Origin of the sequence: Sivoneniella epilithica UHCC 1019, assembly GCF_040830845.1 — a bacterium.
GTDB lineage: Bacteria > Cyanobacteriota > Cyanobacteriia > Leptolyngbyales > Leptolyngbyaceae > ULC077BIN1.
Genome location: NZ_JBFPDP010000019.1, coordinates 34575 through 53696, shown reverse-complemented (window position 1 = coordinate 53696; position 19122 = coordinate 34575). Strand labels below are relative to the sequence as shown.

The window sequence follows — 19122 nt, the reverse complement described above, 5'->3', positions numbered from 1 at the left end:
GCAAAATGGGTTAACACGCCGCATCAATGCGATCAGTTTTGGCAAGACGACCAGACGCTTTGGCAACGTCCCGTGCCCGTTTGGGATTGATCACTGCTATGGGGAGTTCTTGCTGTTGCAAGACCTGGACAATGCCGCGTTCCATGCCTCCGATTGACTCCAGCACGATTCACTTCACACTAAAGCTGGGCAGGTGAGTGACTATCTCTGACCATCCTGTCTCTTGGTTGCTTAAGCGCCAGTAAGTTCCCACCGGACGTAGCACGATATCTAACCAGGCTTGGCTGACATCTATCCCGACCCATTGCGCCTCAGTAATATCAGTAATAACTGTTACCATCGTCATGCTCCTGATTTGATTAGGATGCCATCTATCACTTAACCTTGTCTGATACGGGTTCAAAGTCCCTGGCGATTTTTCGAGTTTCTGATAGATGAGTGAGCGGCGACCTAGACTCAATCTTGGTTTGCTTAACTGGGGTGAGATCGGTCTACCGCTCAGTTCTCAAGATACAAGGGTGAGGGCTTTTGGAAAAAGTCGCGCGTCGCGTCGCGTCGCAAAATGAGTGTCTGTGTTCACACGTTTGATTGGAAATCATGCAATCTACCCCAAGTCGGCTTCAAGGATTAAGCGATCGCGAAGTGGCAAGTCGGCGATCGGCAGGCAAAGGAAATGATATTCCGGTGCAAACCAGTCGCACCTACTGGGATATTTTTCGCGACAACTTGTTCACCTTTATCAACGGGGTCTACTTTTTCCTTAGCTTGGTTCTGATTGCGCTGGGGCTGGTCAGTGATGTGATGGTGCTTGCCTTTGTCATCTTGCTCAATGTCGTAGTCAACGTGATTCAAGAGATTCGCGCCAAACAGAAACTCGACAAAATCGCTTTACTGACGCGCCCTAAAGCCAGTGTCATTCGTGAAGGTCAACAACGAGACATTGATCCAAGTCAGATCGTGCTGGGCGATGTGCTGCTGGTCAACCCAGGCGATCAGATTGTCGTGGATGGCTCTATCGTCGGTGAAGGTGAAATCAAAGTAGATGAATCTCTGCTAACGGGCGAATCGGACTTGATTGCAAAGCAGGCAGGCGATCCGGTTTTTTCCGGTAGCTTTTGCGTCAGTGGCAGCGCGTACTATGAAGCCGAAAAGGTGGGTGCCGATAGTTTAGCCAGCAAAATGACGGCAGAAGCCCGCAAGTTTCGGAAAGTGCTGACTCCGTTACAACATCGCATCAACATGATTATTCGCCTGTTGTTGGGCGTGGCGATCGTTCTAGGCTTGATTACCGCACTCCGAATCACCTTGGGCGTAACCTCCATCACCACAGGCATTCAAAACATTGCGGTGATTGTCGGTCTGGTGCCCAGCGGATTGTATTTGATGATCACCCTTGCCTATACGTTTGGGGCGGTGCGAATTGCTCAACAAAGTGCCTTGGTACAACAGGCGAATGCCGTAGAATCGATTAGCAATGTCGATGTCATATGCCTAGATAAAACGGGCACATTAACGGCAAATCGCATTGAATTGCAAACAGTTTATCCGATTGATATCGATCGCGCCAAGCTAGATACTCTTTTGGGCGATTATGCTGCCAGTGCCACCACCAGTAATAAAACTAATGACGCGATCGCTACTGCACTCCCTAGAGAACCGCGAGCTTTGAAGACTGAAGTTCCTTTTGGATCGGCTCATAAGTGGAGCGCGATCGCCTTTGAGTCTGAGCCGGGTCTGTATATTCTTGGTGCCCCAGAGATTCTTAGCACCGTCATACCGCTTGCAGCAAACTTGAAAACTACCATTCGAGCGGGTGCAGATCAAGGGTTGCGTGTGCTGTTATTTGCCCATAGTCCTACCGTCGCAACGCATCAAGACACGGCAGGCAATCCTCTGTTGCCTGACAATCTTCAGCCCTTGGGGATTCTGCTATTTGGCGATGAATTACGCCGAGATGCTCGTCAAACCCTGGCAGAGTTTCAGCAAGCAGGGATTCAGATCAAAGTGATTTCAGGTGATAATCCGGCGACCGTTGCAGCGTTGGCAAAGCAGGCTGGACTGAGCGATGACATTATTGCCGTATCGGGTCAGGAGTTGGCTGACATGGATGAGGCGGTATTCACTCAAACTGCTGTAGAAAGCACGATTTTTGGGCGGATTACACCGGAACAAAAAGCTCATCTTGTTAGAAGCCTTCAGTCGCGTAATCATTATGTCGCGATGATGGGCGATGGCGTGAATGATGTGCTGTCACTCAAACAGGCGAATGTGGGCATTGCTATGGAAAGCGGCAGTCAGGCAACTCGTGGCGTTGCCGATATTGTGTTACTCAACGATGCCTTTGGGTCGCTGCCCAAAATCTTTCTCGAAGGGCAACGGATTCGTAACGGGGTTGCCGATATCAGCAAGTTGTTTATGGTGCGGATTTTTTCGTTTATTCTGGCGATCGTTGCGATTGGTATGATTACGCTGTCGTTTCCATTTGGGATTAAAACAGGTACGATCGTCACTTTTCTCACCGTGGGAATTCCGCCGTTCTTTGTTACCTTATGGGCAAAACCAGACAAGCCTAGAGGCATTGAGGGCAACTCGTTTCTGCATTTTGTTATCCCCGCAACGCTCACTCTTTCTCTCGCAAGCATCCTCGTCTATCTCTACTTTCTGGCGCAAAATATTACCCCTGTTCTGGATTGGCTCAGCGGTCAAATCCCGTTTGAGGAACTGGGTCGCCGAATCACGTTTGAGGCGATCGCCAGAGCGCAACGGGTGGCAGAAACCGCCATGATCACGATGCAAGTATTTGGCGGATTATTCCTGTTGCCATTTCTTAAGCCGCCGACTCCCACGTGGGTTGGAGGGGAGCCGCTGAGTCGCGATCGCCGCCATCTGGTTCTCGCAGGTCTGGTTTTATTGATTTATCTATTGATTTTGGCAGTTCCAGTTTTGCGAAACTTTTTTGAACTCTATCCGCTTGATTTGATTCACTATTTAGGGATTGGATTAGTTGCCTTAATCTGGGCGTTGGTTGTGCGATTTATCTGGAGAAATCGACTCCTCGATCGCTTTCTTGGCATCAAAATCAGCCCGTTTTAAGCCTGTATCAGTGTTATCTGGCGATCGCATTGTCAGATGAAAGGGCGCGATCGCGCCCCTTATCACCCCCTTATCAAGAGTCACTCGACCGCGTTCTAGCCAGCCGCTGCCATTAGTTTCTCCTCTTCTTCCTTCGCCAGCACTCGCCCTTCATCTTCAAAGCCAACAATTTCATTGAAGTTGAGATAGCGATAGAGATCTGCCGCAAACGGATCGATCTTCTTCGTCACAATTTCCAGATACTCTTCCACCGTGGGAATCTTGCCCAACAGCGCACACACTGCCGCCAGTTCCGCAGAACCAAGATACACCTGAGCGCCCTTGCCCATGCGGTTGTTGAAGTTGCGCGTTGACGTGGAAAACACCGTTGTATTGTCGGCAACTCGCGCCTGGTTGCCCATACAAAGCGAACATCCTGGCATTTCGGTTCGCGCCCCGGAAGCCGCGAAAATACCGTAGTAGCCTTCCTCTCGCAATTGCTGTTCATCCATCCGAGTTGGCGGACAAATCCACAGACGCACTTTCACCGTTCCCGCACCTTCCAGCACCTTTGCAGCAGCGCGATAATGCCCGATATTCGTCATGCAAGAACCGATAAAGACTTCGTGAATTGGATCACCCGCACACTCGGTCATCAACTTGATGTTGTCAGGATCATTGGGAGCCGCGACGATCGGCTGCTTGATTTGATCCAGATCTACCTCAATGATTTCGGCATATTCCGCATCGGGATCAGCCTCCATCAAACTGGGATTCGCTAGCCAGTTTTCCATTTGAGCCACTCGCCGCAGAATCGTTCTAGCATCGCCGTATCCTCTTGCCACCATGTTTTTGAGTAGCGCCACGTTCGATCGCAAATACTCTGCCACCGTTTCCACGCTCAGCTTAATGGTGGAACCCGCACACGATCGCTCCGCCGTCGCATCCGTTAGTTCAAACGCCTGCTCTAACTTCAGATCGGGCAATCCTTCCATTTCCATAATTCGCCCAGAGAACACATTCTGCTTGTTTTCTTTGGTCGTTGTTAGCAAACCTCGCTGCATCGCGGCATAGGGAATCGCATTTACCACATCTCGCAGCGTTACGCCCGGTTGCAGAGTGCCCTTAAACCGCACCAACACCGATTCTGGCATATCGAGCGGCATCACACCTAATGCCGCCGCGAATGCCACCAAACCAGAACCCGCTGGGAAGGAAATCCCTAGGGGAAAGCGGGTATGGGAATCGCCGCCCGTGCCCACGGTATCCGGCAGCAACATCCGGTTCAGCCAGGAATGAATAATACCATCGCCCGGTCGCAGGGCAACGCCACCGCGTTCGTGCATAAAGTCGGGCAAATCATGGTGAGTTTTGATATCCACAGGTTTAGGATAGGCAGCCGTGTGGCAAAAGCTTTGCATCACCAAATCAGCCCCGAAACCCAGACACGCCAACTCTTTTAGCTCATCGCGGGTCATGGGTCCAGTCGTGTCTTGCGAACCCACGGTGGTCATTAGTGGTTCGCCATAGGTGCCGGGACGTACACCGGGAAGACCGCAGGCTTTACCGACCATTTTTTGCGCCAGAGTAAACCCTTTACCTGTATCAGTAGGCAGGGTTGGACGGGCAAACACGGGGCTAGGCGGCAAACCTAAAACAGCGCGGGTTTTGTCCGTGAGAGTGCGTCCAATCAGGAGGGGAATCCGTCCGCCTGCTTGCACTTCATCCAAAATTGTATCGGGCTTGAGAGTAAAGGTGGAGAGAACCTCGCCAGACGCACTGGTGATTTTGCCTTGATAGGGATAGATCGTAATCACATCGCCCGTTTCTAGCTGGGTGACATCGCACTCGATCGGCAAGGCACCAGAATCTTCCGCCGTATTGAAGAAAATGGGCGCAATTTTACTGCCGAGGATGTAGCCGCCGGTGCGCTTGTTGGGAACGCAAGGAATATCGTTACCGATATGCCAGAGGACAGAGTTAATGGCAGATTTGCGGGAAGAACCGGTGCCAACTACATCGCCTACATAGGCGACGGGGTGTCCTTTTTGCTTCAGTTCCGCAATGGTTTCGAGGGAACCGGGCTGGCGCGTTTCTAGCATGACTAGAGCATGAAGCGGAATATCAGGACGGCTGGTGGCGTGGGGGGCAGGGGAAAGATCGTCGGTGTTGGTTTCGCCCGGAACTTTGAACACGGTGACGGTAATGGATTCTGGCAGTTTGGGGCGGCTAGTGAACCAGTCAGCGTTTGCCCAAGAGTCCATCACCTGTTTAGCGTTGGCGTTGCCGCTAGCTGCCAGTTCTTGGATGTCGTGGAAGGCATCGTAAACGAGCATAGTTTTGCTGAGGGCGGCAACCGCAGTGGATGCGAGCTTCTCATCAGATGACTGGAGCAAGTCAATCAGGGCATGGACGTTGTAGCCCCCCATCATCGTTCCCAACAGTTCTACGGCGGCTTTGGGAGAAACGAGCGGACTGGTAATCTCACTTTTAGCGATCGCCGTCAAAAACCCCGCTTTCACATAAGCCGCTTGATCCACACCGGGCGGAACGCGATCGCGCAGCAGTTCCCACAAAAAGACTTCCTCACCCACGGGCGGATTTTTCAATAATTCACCCAGTTCAGACATTTGTTGAGCGCTCAACGGCAAAGGTGGAATGCCCAAAGCAGCGCGATCGGCAACATGATTACGATAGGATTCAAGCATAGAAAATCTCTGAAGAAGTGACCGCGAATGGTGATTTACACCAATGCCATCCGCACAAAATTACATTAACTGTTAAGCGTACCGCTGGGCGATCGCCCGTGCAGTTGGGATTGATACGAATAGCCTGCTATCTCTATTGTAAAGAGAGTCTGCGCCGTTCCACAATGCTGTCTACCAAAGGCACTGTCCTTGAAGAAATCTGCGGTAGAAGAACAAGAGTGATAATTTTCAGAATCGGGGCATTATGACGAAGAGGATATCCTCCAGTCTCAATAATGTATCAAGAAACATATGGGTAACGATTCAACCAATAATTTAGCTCGTTTGTACAGCGAGTTATTAGTGTTTCTTGAGCAAGAGGAGCAGATTCGTAAAGAGACAGAAAAAAAGTTAGCAAAAGCAAGGTTAAGTGTTGATCCGCGCAAAGAGTTCAATAAATGGCTCCAAACCAATACTGGCAAAAGCTGGGAGCAGAAGCAGTTTGAATATCAAGAATGTAAATGTTCTGCTTGTAGTGATTTAGTGGGCTGGAAAGATGAGGGAAAGTTTAGAGCGTCTAGGGTTAATAAGCATTTAGGAAAAGGGTTGATGATTGAACTGGAAGAATTCAAAGGTGGCATAGCTCTTTGGTATTTATCGAGCTATGAAATATTGCTGCCATTCTGAACGCGATCGCCCACAAAAAAGCCCCAGCATGAGCCAGGGCGATCGCGTTCAAAATTAAAACCTTAATTACCGCCTAAACCCTTCTCTCACAATGCCTAAAGCTTTTACCTGCAACGGGTATAGCGTGTCTTCAATTCCTTGCACGGTGTTGTTAACATTACTGCGGGATGTAGCCGCCGCCGCTAAGTTATTTAACCTGCGATCGCGCGCTTCCTTTGTCTCAGTTTGTCGGTTGTAGGAGTTGGTTTCAAGCTCTAAGTTTGCGTCAAACTGTTGTTGGTATTGCGTATTCGTGCGGCTGTTCAAGTCTCGACTAGCCGCTAAAACGCTTAAATAATCCAAGCTTATGCACTTGCCATTGGGCATGACCATAAAGTTTTGTCTACCACCACACTCATCGGCATGAGCAGGCGTAGCCGATAGCAGTAGGGCAGGCAGTAGCCACAAAAGTTTTTTCATTGGGTTGACCGGGAATGTTCTGTTTTAGAGTTTCCGATTTCAACCATCAATCAACGTTTACGCGCAAAAGCGATCGCTTTTTCATTGTTAGCAATTGGGCGATCGCACTTTAATTGCCTGTCATTCGCAGCAGCGACGCGCTAACTCCGTTATCTACTGAAGTGCGATAGCGGTTTACCTTGCTGTGTGAACTGGTGAAACAGAGGATGTAATTGCCTCAATTTGAGACTCAGAAACCTCAACTGTATCTTGAGGAATCAAGCCTTCCAAACTGTACCCATTTTCCTGTTTGTCTGAAGCTGAATAGCATTCTACGATCGTTCCAATACTTCCCTTCATCAAATTCAGTTCAGGAATATCTTCACGTAAAGCAACTTGAGAAAAAAGTTGAAATTTCATGCTAACCTCCTATGCCGGAAACAACGTCACAAACTGAGTTACTGCACCTGTATCAATCCAGATCGTTTTAACTCGAATCGTAATTCCATTAGGACTACTCAAATCTCCAGTAATTGCATACTTCTGTCCATATTGAGTTTGCCTTGTTGGTATTGCGTCCAGTGAAAGAATCTGCTCTCTCAAATCTCGCTCAAGCTGTCTCCAATTATTGATCGTATAGCCAGCTTGAGCTAAAAACTGTGACTTATCATCTTTAGCCAACTGAACCAATAGATACTCCGTCAGCTTTGCTTTTGCAATCACAGCATTTTGATCAAGCTTTGCCATAGAACATTAGAGAGATTATTCCAAGCGTAACAGAACCACAGATTGTCTTTGTCAGTCAGACGAAGTTGGTGATTGGGCGATTCTTTTGTAAAGACGCTCTGCGATCGCACCTTGATTGGCTATCATTAGCAGCGATCGCTCTACACCTATTGAAACGCAAAAACGCTGAAACGCAAAAACGCGATCGCTGTTCCATCATTGGTGATTGGGCGATCGCGCTTTCAATAATCAAGTAGAGGGGCGATCGCCTAATCAAATAAACTCTACACAGCCAACCATATCCGTAGGTTCAACTAGCTCCCAAATCAGCACCAAACCTCGAATGATTTCGCCAATCGAACGGCTTCCCTGGATGCAGTAAATAATCCCTACATGGTTTGCACCTGCTTGATGAAGCCGGAGAAAATCAGCACCCTTGCGATCGAGCAAAGGCTAATTGAACTTCATCCGCAACCGTGATCAACCCTTCATCTGGAGTAGTCGTAACATCAATTCTGCGCCGTCGTAGACCATTTGCTACAGCAAGACTAATATTCTCATCCAGATGAAACCGAATCGTTTCCGGCATTAAAACTCCTCAACTTCTGCTGAAACTGTGAGGAAGTTTGCCGTTGCATTTCTATTGCAAAGGCTTCATCTGCTTGAATCTGCTGCCGAATCTCACTCACATGATCATGATAATAAGTCAGTGCCGCATACACATCCGCTAACGTAATAGCGGGATAGTGCAGAACTATTTCATCTGGAGAAAGACCCATCCGTTCGTGCCAAACAACAATGTCTTGCACTCGAATTCGATGTCCCGCAATTCGAGGCTTGCCATCACAAATGCCAGGAGTCATTTCGATATGTTCAGAAATGATGCTATCCATAAACAGGTGTCCACCGAATCTGTTTACATTCCCGCCAATCCTAGCACTGATCGCCTATCACTATAAATTGTGTCCAACAAGCGCGATCGCTCCACGCCTATTGAAACGTAAAGGCACGATCGCTTTTTCATCGTTGGTGATTGGGCGATCGCAGAAATGATTCCCCAATTAGTGCAACAGGCGTTTCAGGAAGGGACCAGCAAGATGCTGCGAAACCTGAGAAAACAACTGGCAGTCCTGTAAAGTTTGAGAACGGAGAGAGAGGGATTCGAACCCTCGTTAAAGTTACCCCTAAACAGCATTTCCAGTGCTGCGCCTTCAACCACTCGGCCATCTCTCCAAAAGGTTGTGCTGTGTAAACAGCCGTGAGAGAACTATATTAGCAAAACAAGTGTCATTTTGGTAACAAAGACTGAATTCATGCCTCTTCACACCATTCAAATTCGCGATCGCCGCACCAATACGCTGCACACGGTTCAAATTCCTGAAGACCGCTATATCCTGCAAACGGCGGAAAATCAAGGAGTCCCCCTACCTTTTGCTTGTCGCAATGGAGCCTGTACCACCTGCGCCGTGCGGGTCATTTCTGGCGAACTTTATCAGCCCGAAGCCATGGGACTATCGCCCGATTTGCAGAGTCAGGGCTATGCGTTGCTTTGTGTTAGCTATCCCCGATCGGATCTCCAAGTAGAAACTCAAGACGAAGATGAAGTGTATGAGTTGCAATTTGGGCGATACTTTGGCAAGGGTAAAGTCAAACGTGGGCTTCCCCTGGATGAAGAATAGTGTTTTGCTTTTCATACCTTGCTCCAATTGTCTATGACTGTTTCACCTAGTCAACTTCAAATCTTTCTGGACATTGCCACCGAAGCTGCCCTAGCCGCAGGTGCAATTTTGCAGCAGCACTGGGACAAACTGGAAAGTGTGGAAGAAAAGGGTCGTTCTGGAGATCTCGTGACGATCGCTGATCGCGAAGCAGAAGCGGCTGTTTTGCAGATCCTTCAGCGCCATGTGCCCGATCACAACATTTTGGCTGAAGAATCGGGGCAACTGGGAAACCAGAAGAGTGAGTTTCTGTGGGCGATCGATCCACTGGATGGCACCACCAATTATGCCCATTCCTATCCCGTCTCTGCTGTTTCGATTGGTCTGATGCTCAATGGAGTACCGATTGTTGGAACTATTTTTGACCCGTTTCGGCAAGAGTTATTTCGGGCGGCGATGGGTCAAGGAGCCACCTGCAACCGCCGCCCCATTCACGTCTCCAAAACGGCTGAGTTGAGTAAAAGTCTACTTGTGACGGGCTTTGCCTACGATCGCTGCCAAACCACCGATAATAACTATGCTGAATTTTGCTATCTCACCCATCTCACCCATGGAGTCCGGCGCAGCGGATCGGCTGCCATGGATTTAGCCTATGTCGCCTGCGGTCGATTAGATGGCTATTGGGAGCGGGGCTTGGCTCCTTGGGACATGACCGCCGGGGTAATTCTGCTCCAAGAAGCGGGCGGCAACGTCACAGCTTACGACCAATCCCCTTTACAGATAAATTCTGGACGCATTTTAGCAACCAATGGAGCCATTCACGCGAGTCTTAGCCAAGCACTGCACCGGGTTCCTCCGTTAGAAACTTGGGCAGATTCCACCAAGTTTGTTGGCTTACCTTAGCGCAGACCTTGAGCGGTCAGATTACACTAGAGAAAATTCCACGGCAGGCAAGCAGTACACCATGTCTTTTCAATTTGAGCGAGGGTTGTTTCTGTTAGATTTTGTAGACCATCACGCCATACTAGGGGTGCCAATTGATGCGGATGTGCAAACCATTCGGAAACGCTATCTTAAAGTGGCTCGTAAGCTGCATCCTGACAGCGGTGCCTTAGAAGGGGAAGCAAACAAAAAACTGGCAAGCGAATTTTTGTCAAAGCTTGTGAATCCTGCCTGGGAAAAGCTTTCTCAAGAAAAAGACCGCACCGAATATGGCATTGTGTTGAACCTAAAAGGACAACAAGCGGCTCGGAAAGGAAATTGGGAGTTGGGCAATCTGGGTAAAGAGATTGCCAATGCCAGCAATCCTGAGCATTTTTATCGCGCTTCGTTGAAAGGGCTTGCCGATAAGCAGTATGAACAATTAGAGCAAGCGCTAGACATTACGGGTCAAATCAGCGAACTCAATATGGTTTATTTGATGCGGAAAGAAAGCCAGGGTGGATTTAGCAAGGGTGAAGCATCACGAACGATTTATACAGGCAGCAATCTACCCGATTCCTCGCAATCGTCTACTAGACCCGCCGCAACTCATCAACCCCAAGCGGCGCGCCCAGAGTCGGTTGCCGATCAATATTACCGTCGGGCAGAAGGCTATATGGCAAAAAACAATTATGCCAAAGCGGTTTTGGAACTGCGAGATGCACTCCAGCTTGAACCTAGAAATGGCGATTGTCATGCGTTACTCGGAGCGGTTCATCTCAAGCAAGGTCAGGGAACTATGGCAAAAATTCACTTTAATAAGGCGCTGGAGTTTGATCCAACCAATGCGATCGCGCTAGAAGGGAAACAAAAACTAGAAAAAGCAACGGGTACTTCAGCAGCCCCCAAAAAACCGACCCAACAGCCGAACTCTAAAAAGAATAAACCCGACGACAAGGCAGGTGGCGGTTTATTTGGTTTATTTGGGAAAAAGAAATAAATGGTCTATCAACCGCCGACTGGAGCCAGAGATTTGCTCCCCTTAGATGTTGCCCAAAAGCGTTGGATTGAAGAGCGCTTACAGCAAGCATTTCACCAGTGGGGTTATCATCGCATTATCACCTCAACCCTAGAGCGCTTGGATACCTTGATGGCAGGGGGCGCTATTCAGCGATCGACCGTGTTGCAGCTACAGGGACTAGATGAGGAAGAGTTGGGGTTACGCCCTGAGTTGACCGCTTCGATCGCCCGAACGGTCGTAACGCGCATGGCAGAAGCAACCTACCCGCTCAGGCTTTACTACAATGCCAACATCTTTCGGCGCGCTCAAGAAACCAGCCATACGCGCCAGCAGGAGTTTTACCAGGCAGGCGTAGAACTGTTGGGTAGCGGCGGATTGCTAGCGGATGCGGAAACGTTGCTGCTGTTGATGGACTGTTTGCAAAGCCTTGGCTTAGATCAGTGGTCAATTGTGTTAGGTGAAGCGGGATTAACCCGATCGCTGCTGTCCGTGTTTCCAGCCACAATCCAAGCCACCGTGCGACAGGCGATCGCCACCCTCGATCGCCTTGCCCTAGAAACCTTACCGATGAGTCAGGAACTCCGCGATCGCGCCTTACTCTTGCTCGATCTACGCGGCACTCCTGCTGAAGTCTTTCAAAAAATTTCCAGTTTAGATCTCAACTCAACTCAGCAAACCGCCCTAGATAATCTCAAATCCCTGATCGACCTACTGCAAAACATTTCCCACTCGCCACTCGCCACTCGCCACTCCCTCGTCCTCGACCTCAGCTTAATCCAAACCCTGGATTACTACACCGGCATTGTGTTTGAGGTGGTTAGCGATACGCCCAATGGTCGGCAAGTATTGGGACAAGGAGGACGCTACGACCAACTGCTGGGGTTATATCATCCCCAAGGCGAAACCGCCCCAGGAATTGGCTTTGCCTTACAAATTGAACAACTATATCAGGCGATCGCCCTGACCAACCAGATTCCTCAGCACATTTCCACCAGCGATTGGCTTGTAGTTCCAGCAAACCCCCAAGCCTACACTGCCGCGATCGCCCATGCCCAACAACTCCGCACCACGTCAGATACAGTAAGAGTTGAACTGGATTTAGGCGGACGCACTCCTGCCGAAATTCATGATTATGCCCAGCACCGCCGCATTGCCGCGATCGCCTGGATTTCCCCCGACGGCACCACCAAGATTGAAAGAATGACGAAGTAGGAATGACGAAGTGCGAATGACAAAGTACGAAATACAAGAACAACATTGATTTATCGGAACACTCGCCACTCGCCACCCGCCATTCCATCGCCACTCGCCATTCCATCATTTGCCATTCGCCATTCCATCATTTGCCACTCGCCATTCCATCATTTGCCATTCGCCATTCCATCATTCGCCACTCGCCATTCCATCATTCGCCACTCGCCATTCCATCATTCGCCACTCGCCATTTCATCACTCGCCCTTTCTGGAGAACTCCCTGTGCCCCATTCAATTGTGACTGAAACCTGTGAAGGCGTAGCGGATTGCGTCGATGCTTGCCCCGTTGCCTGTATCCATCCAGGTTCTAGCAAAAACCTGAGAGGAATGGATTGGTATTGGATCGATTTTTCTACCTGCATCGACTGCGGAATTTGTCTGCAAGTGTGCCCGGTGGAAGGCGCGATTGTTCCAGAAGAGCGCCCCGACCTGCAAAAAACACCCCAATAGTAAAAGTTTTGAGTTTTGAGTTTTGAATTTTGAATGAGCTTGGAAGCAAATCGCATTTGGATTTAACTCAAAACTAAGAAGCGCAAAGCGCCGCTAACGCTAACAAAATTTAAAACTCTCCCCTTCTTTACATTTAACTCAAAACTAAGAACTCAAAATTCAAAACTCTCCCCCTCTTGACTCCCCCCTTCTTTACATTTAACTCAAAACTAAGAACTCAAAATTCAAAACTCTCTTCTATTTCTTGCCATGCCCGATTCTGATCCCCTACTCGAAGTTGAAAACGTCTATGCCGGATATGTCAAAGATTTAGACATTTTACAGGGCGTAAATTTTCGGATCTATCCAGGGGAACTGGTGGCGGTGATTGGTCCCAATGGAGCCGGAAAATCGACTCTGGCAAAAACGATTTTTGGCTTGTTGACTCCTCGCTTGGGCAGCATGGTGTTTGCTGGCAAAAATCTTGTGGGCTTGAAGTCAGACGAAATTGTCCAGCAAGGGATGTGTTATGTGCCGCAAATTTCCAATGTGTTTCGCTCGCTCACGGTGGAAGAAAACCTAGAAATGGGTGCTTTTGTGCTAGATCAGCCGATTCAATCGCTCAAAGATGAGATTTTCACACGCTTTCCTAAACTGGCAGAGCGCCGCCACCAACGGGCTGGAACGTTATCAGGCGGCGAACGGCAAATGCTGGCAATGGGCAGAGCGTTAATGCTAAAGCCCAAATTGCTGCTACTTGATGAACCCTCTGCGGCGTTGTCACCTTTGTTAGTGGACAGTGTGTTTGAACAAATTCGCGAAATTAATCGGACGGGAACCGCGATCGCCCTAGTGGAGCAAAACGCCCGGAAAGCTTTGGAAATGGCAGACCGGGGCTATGTGCTGGAAGCAGGGCGCGATCGCTTTGAAGGACGTGGCATTGATCTGCTCAACGATCCCAAGGTGGGCGAATTGTATTTGGGAGCGACTAAACGATGACGTTGAGTTTAAGTGCCGATCATATTCAGGCGATGAATGCTTATGCCGAACGCACCTACCCGGATGAATGTTGCGGGTTAATGCTGGGCAAAGTTCAGGAGGGCGATTTCCCAGATACCCCAATTCGCGTTGTGACCGCGATCTACCCCGTTGAGAATCGCTGGGATCAGCAAATAGCCGACGACCTGCAAGATGAATCCTCTTCCAAAACTCGCCGCTACGCGATCGCCCCTGAAGAAATGCTTCAGGCAATGCAAGTTGCACGGTGCCGCAATTTAGATATTATTGGAATCTATCACTCCCATCCCGACTGTCCAGCCGTGCCCTCAGAGTGCGATCGTCGCCTTGCATGGCAACACTATTCCTACAGTATTATTTCCGTTCAGCAGGGAAAAGCCAGAGAGTTCTATAGTTGGAATCTAGATGTAAATCACCAATTTCAACCAGAATCCCTAGTCCTACTAGAAACCATTTCCTCTTAACTCGTACTCTTTCCCTAACTCCTATTCCCTATTCCCTGTCCCCTATTCCCTATCAACGCCATGCTAAATCCAAACCTGGACGACATCCAGTTAGACAAAGAAGAATATGAGCGCTATTCGCGCCACTTGATTTTGCCCGAAGTGGGTCTAGAAGGACAAAAGCGCCTCAAAGCTGCCAGCGTTTTGTGCATTGGTAGCGGCGGCTTAGGTTCTCCCCTATTGCTCTATCTTGCCGCTGCTGGCGTTGGGCGAATTGGGCTGGTGGATTTTGATGTGGTCGATCGCTCTAATCTGCAACGTCAAGTGATCCACGGCACGTCGTGGGTCGGGAAACCCAAAATTCAGTCTGCCAAAGATCGCATTTTAGAAATCAATCCCTACTGCGCGATCGATCTCTATGAAACGCGACTGAGCGCCGAAAATGCACTGCAAATCATGGAACCCTACGACATCGTAGTAGACGGCACGGACAACTTTCCCACGCGCTATCTGGTCAACGATGCCTGTGTGCTGCTGAATAAACCCAATGTTTACGGCTCCATCTATCGGTTTGAAGGACAGGCGACCGTCTTTAATTACGAAGGTGGACCCAACTATCGCGATCTCTACCCCGAACCACCCCCACCTGGATTAGTTCCCTCTTGTGCCGAAGGCGGAGTGTTAGGCATTCTGCCAGGGATCATTGGGGTGATTCAAGCCACGGAAACAGTCAAGATTATTTTGGGCAAGGGCACTACGTTGAATGGTCGGCTGTTGCTCTATAATGCGCTGGATATGACCTTCCGTGAGTTAAAACTGCGCCCGAATCCAGTACGCCCCGTGATTGAAAAGCTGATCGACTACGAAATGTTCTGTGGCATTCCGCAAGCTAAGGCAGCAGAAGCAGAGCAGCAGTCTGCACTCCAGGAAATGACCGTGACCGAGTTGAAACAACTGCTCGACAGCGGCGCAGATGATTTTGTGCTGATTGATGTTCGTAATCCGAATGAGTATGAAATTGCCCGAATTCCAGGTGCGGTGTTGATCCCACTTCCCGATATTGAAAACGGCACTGGCGTACAACAAGTCAAAGAAGCGCTCAATGGACACAAGCTGATTGCTCATTGCAAACTGGGTGGGCGATCGGCGAAGGCACTGGGTATCCTCAAGCAGTCTGGCATCGACGGGATCAATGTTAAGGGAGGTATCACTGCTTGGAGTCGGGAAATCGATCCATCGGTTCCCGAATATTAAAGAGAAGGAAAAATTCGGGTAGTGCCTTTTCGTAAAGGGCAGAGATAATTAGGAGTAGGCATCATAGCTTAGTCATTCGTTACTTGGAAGGGTGTTGCTCCGATCATTCATCTGCTCGATACTTGCTATGAGAAGAGAATCAAGGTTCCGCTTGCAGAACTAGAAGAATTCTACCTGCTGTTTTGGCAACGTTCTCAAACTTTGCCCAAGTGGGATATTACAATCAGCCCAACCCGACTGGTATTTTATTGAATTGCAGATCCCTTACCTGGACGCGAGCGGGACAACCGGTACAGGTTTCGCCACTAACGTTAGTCGGTTGGAACCGAAGAATGGGGTTGGGCGAGAGGAGCCTGTGCGATCGCGACTGCGAGTGGAGCTAGTTTAAAGAACTGATTTGTTCTGTCGTGATTGAAAGCACTTGCGGCGGGGTGGCATCGGGTGGATAGTAAAAATCCACCTGTACTGAGCGAGTTTCTCCGGGTTTTAAATTGAATTTGACTAATGGATCAACCCATTGCCCAATGCGATGCCAAAGATGCAGATAGCGTGTTTGCTGTTGCTGTTGCTCATCTAGATAGCGTAATCGTATAGTGCCCCGAAAAAATGGGAAGGTCTGGGGCGGCTGACGAAAGCGCAATCTCCCTTGCACTAATTGATCTTGTTTGATCGGACTGGAGAGTTTGAGTGCGATCGTTTGAGGTTGTACGGTTGAATTGGTTAAAGGCAAAGTTAAATCATAGTAGGTAGCATAGTTACCGTGGGATTCGTAAGCAGTATCAGGATAGCGCACCAGCAGCTTTGCAGATTGGATTTGCCCCGTACCCAAACGTCCGCTCCGTAGTGTACTCAATCCATAGGAGATACTTTGTCCTACGTTCGGAATCGTGAGTTTAGTCTGCCCTGGATCGGTGAGTCTGGCACGCCAAGTGCTTCCAACTTGAACTCCTGCCACCCGACCATAAATCAAGGACCCTTTGCCATCCGGAGGCGTGGGAATCTTATCGCGTGGAGTCGCAAATTTACCTTGTGTTAGGAGATTCTGCCATTCCTGTAGGGTGGGGGCACGCTCTTTGCTATTCGAGTTTTTTGGCGCAAACATTGCGAGAGTTGCGACGTAAATGGGTGCATTACTTTTCAGCCTGATCAAGGTTGATCGACCATTGACAGGTTTGGTTAATCCTTTAGTGATCACATCGCCATTCATCAAAAGTTGATAATGTCCCGGCTTGACCACAATTTGAGCGGGAAACTCACGGGTGCGCTGACCTCGCAATACAGTGTCCACTGCCCGAATGCCGGGACCAGAAAAAACTTGACCGTTCGGATTGTCTAGTAGGGGTGGTTTGGACTGAAAGGGTGCATCCGGCTCAAGGCGATAGCTGGCGGCAGCAGGAATTGCGATCGCCACGGGTTTTGTGCCAGGGTTGTGAACTAGAACTCCGATATAGAGGGTTTGGCGATCTTTGGGATCGTGGGTGAAGTGATGAGCAAATAGATTGAATTCACCATTTATCGGATAGTTGAGATGTGCCGCAGGGGTTGCTTTTTTCTCCGGTGGAAAAGTCGAGAGCAGAATACCCGATTGTTTGATCCACTCTGGGCTGTTGCTATTGATGAGAGGAACGCGATCGAGTTGCCCTGGCAGAGGGCGAACTTCTCCAGGTTGGAAAATGTCACGAATACTCGGTTTGGCGGTAGGGCTAGGAGTCGCACTGGAAGGCGGGTTTGGCGTGGGCGTTGATAGAGATTGTGATAAATTTGCCGCAATTATACAACCTGCAACGGTGCTGCTGATCGAACTGATTCCAAATATCACCCAATGCGAGAATTGCATACTCTACCTGTGAATGTACCAGTGTCCTTGTATAGAATCATCCGCAATGTGAGAAGTTCCATAAACTTTATCGATCTCGACCTGTGGAAGGAACTTTTAAAGGACTCGTATAAAGGATGGCGCGAAACTCTACTCTCCATAGTAAAAATTGTCCGTGACGATTGAAATGAATGGTTGAGCCTGAGCGATCGCCTGTTCAGCGTCGGTTTTAAGTTTCTCTAATGCATCGATCGCGGAGAGTGCTACCAAAAACCCCGAATCCCCTACTGAAAAATAATGGGTGCCTTGATGCTGTGACACAAACGAAAATAGAGACTTTGTGTAGCCTGGAAGTAACGCTGCTGCACCAGTAGGAATAGGATTACGCTGAGCGATCGCGGCTTCAGAAACGGTTTGAGAGGTATTTTCTGCATCATGATAGCCCAGCAAAAAATGATGTCGATAACGAATCTGCGATCGGTAATATTGGTTGATGGCTGTCAGCAGCGGCAGATCTTCGCGATATCCAGTGGATCGCTAGGCGCGATAGGATGCAAAACTGCTGCCCATCGTGCCAGAGATTCACCGTTAATATCTGGTTCTGGGGCGATCGTGTTCAGATTTGAGAAAAAGGCTCGATAGCGCTCTAAAATCTGGTCAGATTGCATGGCGGTATAGGGGCGTTAGGGGAGTTGATAGGTTGAGGAAGCAGGCGAGAATGAGCTTGCGGTTAAGGTGCCGGCTTGTAGTCCTTTGAGTGACATCAAAATAGAATCGTCGCCCAGAATCTTAACCCAAGTACTGCTGGAATTGATTCCACTTCCCTGCTCTATCACCAGTTAATTCATCGTCAAACCATCGGATAGACTAATAGTTGATGTAGCTGCCAACACCACCCTAGCGCAGCAATTACGCGATCGTTACCGAGAAATTGTCGATTCGTCCTGTAATCCTTTCCATGAAAACGGTGTAGTACTTTTAGCCTCAGTGGAAATGGGCAAATCAAGTCCTTCATTCAGCAAACTCTCGGTCGAAATATCATCAACAGATGCGTTGATTGCTTGAAATGAGTTATTCGTAGCCATGATGGTTGCTCTCCTGGGTAGATGGAATAGTTAGTTGGTTTACGTTTAAGTCGATCGCGTCTTTAATTTCGTCTTCCACTGGCTTCTCGGTTGCCACCTGCGAAATTTACGCAAGCCAGACGTAACTTCATGAAGTTTTACAAAAGCAGTAGGGAGGAAGACGATCTAGGGAAAGGACGATCGCCTCTTTTTCTAGACACTTAGACAAGGTTGAGGTAGATCAATCTGCATCTCTGCCTCTTGTCTTCCTAATAACGGATTGATTCAAAAATGATGGTGATCGCGAGCAGGCAACTGATGATGACGGCAATTCGTCCGAATAGGGGAATGCAACTCAACAAAAAGCTGGAGAGTAACGAGCCGAGCAGAACATGAGAAAGAATGGACGCAACCGTAAACCCGACTACTGCCAAAAAGAAGTACTTCAGGAATTGACAAATCAGTTGAAAAAAGCGTCCCTGATTGCTATTTAGCATTGAGTCCACCTATGTAATTGCAGTTGTATAAAGATTGCTGACTGTAGAATGCTAGAAATATGGAAAGAAGTCAGGGTCATTTCCGATCACGCAATCACTGATCGCAACTGATCTTGACAAATCCAAAATGATTCATCT

Annotated in this window: 26 protein-coding genes and 1 tRNA gene; 12 read left to right on the top strand and 15 right to left on the bottom strand. The window is 48.9% G+C overall.

All coding sequences use genetic code 11. The features are described 5' to 3' along the window. Positions 1-10: 10 nt before the first annotated feature. Positions 11-166 carry an IS110 family transposase gene (locus AB3R30_RS13455; protein ID WP_458649707.1) on the bottom strand — a complete coding sequence of 52 codons (156 nt, stop codon included), beginning with the start codon at positions 164-166 and terminating at the stop codon, positions 11-13. A 3-nt stretch (positions 167-169) separates the two neighbouring features. Continuing rightward, on the bottom strand, positions 170-340 hold the full coding sequence (locus AB3R30_RS13450) for a hypothetical protein (protein ID WP_458649706.1): 171 nt from the start codon (positions 338-340) through the stop codon (positions 170-172). 257 nt (positions 341-597) lie between these two features. Between AB3R30_RS13450 and AB3R30_RS13445 the strand changes: the two genes are divergently transcribed. Next, positions 598-3093: an HAD-IC family P-type ATPase gene (locus AB3R30_RS13445; RefSeq protein ID WP_458649705.1), complete on the top strand. Its 2496-nt coding sequence runs from the start codon at positions 598-600 to the stop codon at positions 3091-3093. A gap of 95 nt (positions 3094-3188) precedes the next feature. Here the strand turns inward: AB3R30_RS13445 and acnB are convergent, their stop codons facing one another. After that, entirely contained in the window at positions 3189-5780 is a 2592-nt protein-coding gene (gene acnB / locus AB3R30_RS13440) for a bifunctional aconitate hydratase 2/2-methylisocitrate dehydratase (RefSeq protein WP_458649704.1), read from the bottom strand. Between the two features lie 291 nt (positions 5781-6071). On the opposite strand from acnB, the gene AB3R30_RS13435 reads away from it, so the two are divergent. Next, entirely contained in the window at positions 6072-6446 is a 375-nt protein-coding gene (locus tag AB3R30_RS13435; protein WP_458649703.1) for a hypothetical protein, read from the top strand. 66 nt (positions 6447-6512) lie between these two features. Here the strand turns inward: AB3R30_RS13435 and AB3R30_RS13430 are convergent, their stop codons facing one another. From AB3R30_RS13430 to AB3R30_RS13420, 3 genes are all read right to left on the bottom strand, one after another. Further along, positions 6513-6905: a hypothetical protein gene (locus AB3R30_RS13430; protein WP_458649702.1), complete on the bottom strand. Its 393-nt coding sequence runs from the start codon at positions 6903-6905 to the stop codon at positions 6513-6515. Positions 6906-7079: 174 nt separating this feature from the next. Then, positions 7080-7304, bottom strand: coding sequence for a DUF4926 domain-containing protein (locus AB3R30_RS13425; RefSeq protein WP_458649701.1), 225 nt, complete (start codon positions 7302-7304; stop codon positions 7080-7082). A 9-nt stretch (positions 7305-7313) separates the two neighbouring features. Continuing rightward, a complete protein-coding gene (locus AB3R30_RS13420; RefSeq protein WP_458649700.1) occupies positions 7314-7631 on the bottom strand; it encodes a DUF6883 domain-containing protein in 318 nt (105 codons plus the stop codon). 68 nt (positions 7632-7699) lie between these two features. On the opposite strand from AB3R30_RS13420, the gene AB3R30_RS13415 reads away from it, so the two are divergent. Next, on the top strand, positions 7700-7867 hold the full coding sequence (locus AB3R30_RS13415; protein WP_458649699.1) for a hypothetical protein: 168 nt from the start codon (positions 7700-7702) through the stop codon (positions 7865-7867). Between the two features lie 16 nt (positions 7868-7883). On the opposite strand, the gene AB3R30_RS13410 is transcribed toward AB3R30_RS13415, so the two are convergent. Genes AB3R30_RS13410 through AB3R30_RS13400 form a run of 3 tightly spaced genes read right to left on the bottom strand, consistent with a single transcriptional unit; the run spans position 7884 to position 8503 of the window. Beyond that, complete coding sequence (locus AB3R30_RS13410; RefSeq protein WP_458649698.1) at positions 7884-8060, bottom strand: hypothetical protein; 177 nt, start codon at positions 8058-8060, stop codon at positions 7884-7886. After that, positions 8038-8199, bottom strand: coding sequence for a DUF5615 family PIN-like protein (locus AB3R30_RS13405; protein WP_458649697.1), 162 nt, complete (start codon positions 8197-8199; stop codon positions 8038-8040). Before AB3R30_RS13405 ends, AB3R30_RS13410 begins: the two co-directional genes overlap by 23 nt. Continuing rightward, positions 8168-8503, bottom strand: a complete 336-nt coding sequence (locus AB3R30_RS13400; protein ID WP_458649696.1) for a DUF433 domain-containing protein — start codon at positions 8501-8503, stop codon at positions 8168-8170. The genes AB3R30_RS13405 and AB3R30_RS13400 overlap by 32 nt, the downstream gene beginning before the upstream one ends. Between AB3R30_RS13400 and AB3R30_RS13395 the strand changes: the two genes are divergently transcribed. Further along, the gene (locus AB3R30_RS13395; RefSeq protein ID WP_458649695.1) at positions 8490-8663 is read left to right on the top strand and encodes a hypothetical protein; all 174 of its coding nucleotides are present in this window, start codon (positions 8490-8492) and stop codon (positions 8661-8663) included. The two genes, AB3R30_RS13400 and AB3R30_RS13395, sit on opposite strands and share 14 nt — an antisense overlap. Positions 8664-8756: 93 nt before the next feature. Here AB3R30_RS13395 and AB3R30_RS13390 read toward each other — a convergent pair. Beyond that, positions 8757-8843: transfer RNA gene (locus AB3R30_RS13390), tRNA-Ser, on the bottom strand. Between the two features lie 80 nt (positions 8844-8923). Between AB3R30_RS13390 and AB3R30_RS13385 the strand changes: the two genes are divergently transcribed. The 8 genes from AB3R30_RS13385 to moeB all read left to right on the top strand — a co-directional run bounded on the left by AB3R30_RS13385 (position 8924) and on the right by moeB (position 15607). Then, complete coding sequence (locus AB3R30_RS13385; protein ID WP_458649694.1) at positions 8924-9289, top strand: 2Fe-2S iron-sulfur cluster-binding protein; 366 nt, start codon at positions 8924-8926, stop codon at positions 9287-9289. Positions 9290-9322: 33 nt separating this feature from the next. Beyond that, positions 9323-10171, top strand: coding sequence for an inositol monophosphatase family protein (locus AB3R30_RS13380; protein ID WP_458649693.1), 849 nt, complete (start codon positions 9323-9325; stop codon positions 10169-10171). 61 nt (positions 10172-10232) lie between these two features. After that, positions 10233-11189 (top strand): J domain-containing protein, encoded by a 957-nt coding sequence (locus tag AB3R30_RS13375; RefSeq protein ID WP_458649692.1) that lies wholly within the window; start codon positions 10233-10235, stop codon positions 11187-11189. After that, positions 11190-12422: an ATP phosphoribosyltransferase regulatory subunit gene (locus tag AB3R30_RS13370; RefSeq protein ID WP_458649691.1), complete on the top strand. Its 1233-nt coding sequence runs from the start codon at positions 11190-11192 to the stop codon at positions 12420-12422. Positions 12423-12686: 264 nt separating this feature from the next. Next, entirely contained in the window at positions 12687-12914 is a 228-nt protein-coding gene (locus AB3R30_RS13365; RefSeq protein ID WP_458649738.1) for an indolepyruvate ferredoxin oxidoreductase subunit alpha, read from the top strand. Positions 12915-13163: 249 nt separating this feature from the next. Continuing rightward, positions 13164-13892 carry an ABC transporter ATP-binding protein gene (locus AB3R30_RS13360; RefSeq protein WP_458649690.1) on the top strand — a complete coding sequence of 243 codons (729 nt, stop codon included), beginning with the start codon at positions 13164-13166 and terminating at the stop codon, positions 13890-13892. After that, positions 13889-14374 (top strand): M67 family metallopeptidase, encoded by a 486-nt coding sequence (locus AB3R30_RS13355; RefSeq protein ID WP_458649689.1) that lies wholly within the window; start codon positions 13889-13891, stop codon positions 14372-14374. Before AB3R30_RS13360 ends, AB3R30_RS13355 begins: the two co-directional genes overlap by 4 nt. A gap of 60 nt (positions 14375-14434) precedes the next feature. After that, on the top strand, positions 14435-15607 hold the full coding sequence (moeB, locus tag AB3R30_RS13350; protein ID WP_458649688.1) for a molybdopterin-synthase adenylyltransferase MoeB: 1173 nt from the start codon (positions 14435-14437) through the stop codon (positions 15605-15607). A gap of 379 nt (positions 15608-15986) precedes the next feature. Here the strand turns inward: moeB and AB3R30_RS13345 are convergent, their stop codons facing one another. The 5 genes from AB3R30_RS13345 to AB3R30_RS13325 all read right to left on the bottom strand — a co-directional run bounded on the left by AB3R30_RS13345 (position 15987) and on the right by AB3R30_RS13325 (position 18984). Next, a complete protein-coding gene (locus AB3R30_RS13345; protein ID WP_458649687.1) occupies positions 15987-17444 on the bottom strand; it encodes a DUF3370 domain-containing protein in 1458 nt (485 codons plus the stop codon). 129 nt (positions 17445-17573) lie between these two features. Then, positions 17574-17873 carry a hypothetical protein gene (locus tag AB3R30_RS13340; RefSeq protein WP_458649686.1) on the bottom strand — a complete coding sequence of 100 codons (300 nt, stop codon included), beginning with the start codon at positions 17871-17873 and terminating at the stop codon, positions 17574-17576. Positions 17874-17923: 50 nt separating this feature from the next. Next, positions 17924-18091, bottom strand: a complete 168-nt coding sequence (locus tag AB3R30_RS13335) for a hypothetical protein (RefSeq protein ID WP_458649685.1) — start codon at positions 18089-18091, stop codon at positions 17924-17926. A 252-nt stretch (positions 18092-18343) separates the two neighbouring features. Continuing rightward, entirely contained in the window at positions 18344-18508 is a 165-nt protein-coding gene (locus AB3R30_RS13330; protein WP_458649684.1) for a hypothetical protein, read from the bottom strand. Between the two features lie 248 nt (positions 18509-18756). Continuing rightward, entirely contained in the window at positions 18757-18984 is a 228-nt protein-coding gene (locus AB3R30_RS13325) for a hypothetical protein (RefSeq protein WP_458649683.1), read from the bottom strand. Positions 18985-19122: the final 138 nt, after the last annotated feature.

Bases quoted from the DNA above. Each gene is read 5' to 3' on its own strand.
- AB3R30_RS13450 (WP_458649706.1), bottom strand. From the start codon at position 340: ATGGTAACAGTTATTACTGATATTACTGAGGCGCAATGGGTCGGGATA.
- AB3R30_RS13445 (WP_458649705.1), top strand. From the start codon at position 598: ATGCAATCTACCCCAAGTCGGCTTCAAGGATTAAGCGATCGCGAAGTG.
- acnB (WP_458649704.1), bottom strand. From the start codon at position 5,780: ATGCTTGAATCCTATCGTAATCATGTTGCCGATCGCGCTGCTTTGGGC.
- AB3R30_RS13435 (WP_458649703.1), top strand. From the start codon at position 6,072: ATGGGTAACGATTCAACCAATAATTTAGCTCGTTTGTACAGCGAGTTA.
- AB3R30_RS13430 (WP_458649702.1), bottom strand. From the start codon at position 6,905: ATGAAAAAACTTTTGTGGCTACTGCCTGCCCTACTGCTATCGGCTACG.
- AB3R30_RS13425 (WP_458649701.1), bottom strand. From the start codon at position 7,304: ATGAAATTTCAACTTTTTTCTCAAGTTGCTTTACGTGAAGATATTCCT.
- AB3R30_RS13420 (WP_458649700.1), bottom strand. From the start codon at position 7,631: ATGGCAAAGCTTGATCAAAATGCTGTGATTGCAAAAGCAAAGCTGACG.
- AB3R30_RS13405 (WP_458649697.1), bottom strand. From the start codon at position 8,199: ATGCCGGAAACGATTCGGTTTCATCTGGATGAGAATATTAGTCTTGCT.
- AB3R30_RS13395 (WP_458649695.1), top strand. From the start codon at position 8,490: ATGATGCTATCCATAAACAGGTGTCCACCGAATCTGTTTACATTCCCG.
- AB3R30_RS13400 (WP_458649696.1), bottom strand. From the start codon at position 8,503: ATGGATAGCATCATTTCTGAACATATCGAAATGACTCCTGGCATTTGT.
- AB3R30_RS13385 (WP_458649694.1), top strand. From the start codon at position 8,924: ATGCCTCTTCACACCATTCAAATTCGCGATCGCCGCACCAATACGCTG.
- AB3R30_RS13380 (WP_458649693.1), top strand. From the start codon at position 9,323: ATGACTGTTTCACCTAGTCAACTTCAAATCTTTCTGGACATTGCCACC.
- AB3R30_RS13375 (WP_458649692.1), top strand. From the start codon at position 10,233: ATGTCTTTTCAATTTGAGCGAGGGTTGTTTCTGTTAGATTTTGTAGAC.
- AB3R30_RS13370 (WP_458649691.1), top strand. From the start codon at position 11,190: ATGGTCTATCAACCGCCGACTGGAGCCAGAGATTTGCTCCCCTTAGAT.
- AB3R30_RS13360 (WP_458649690.1), top strand. From the start codon at position 13,164: ATGCCCGATTCTGATCCCCTACTCGAAGTTGAAAACGTCTATGCCGGA.
- AB3R30_RS13355 (WP_458649689.1), top strand. From the start codon at position 13,889: ATGACGTTGAGTTTAAGTGCCGATCATATTCAGGCGATGAATGCTTAT.
- moeB (WP_458649688.1), top strand. From the start codon at position 14,435: ATGCTAAATCCAAACCTGGACGACATCCAGTTAGACAAAGAAGAATAT.
- AB3R30_RS13345 (WP_458649687.1), bottom strand. From the start codon at position 17,444: ATGCAATTCTCGCATTGGGTGATATTTGGAATCAGTTCGATCAGCAGC.
- AB3R30_RS13335 (WP_458649685.1), bottom strand. From the start codon at position 18,091: ATGCAATCTGACCAGATTTTAGAGCGCTATCGAGCCTTTTTCTCAAAT.
- AB3R30_RS13330 (WP_458649684.1), bottom strand. From the start codon at position 18,508: ATGGCTACGAATAACTCATTTCAAGCAATCAACGCATCTGTTGATGAT.
- AB3R30_RS13325 (WP_458649683.1), bottom strand. From the start codon at position 18,984: ATGCTAAATAGCAATCAGGGACGCTTTTTTCAACTGATTTGTCAATTC.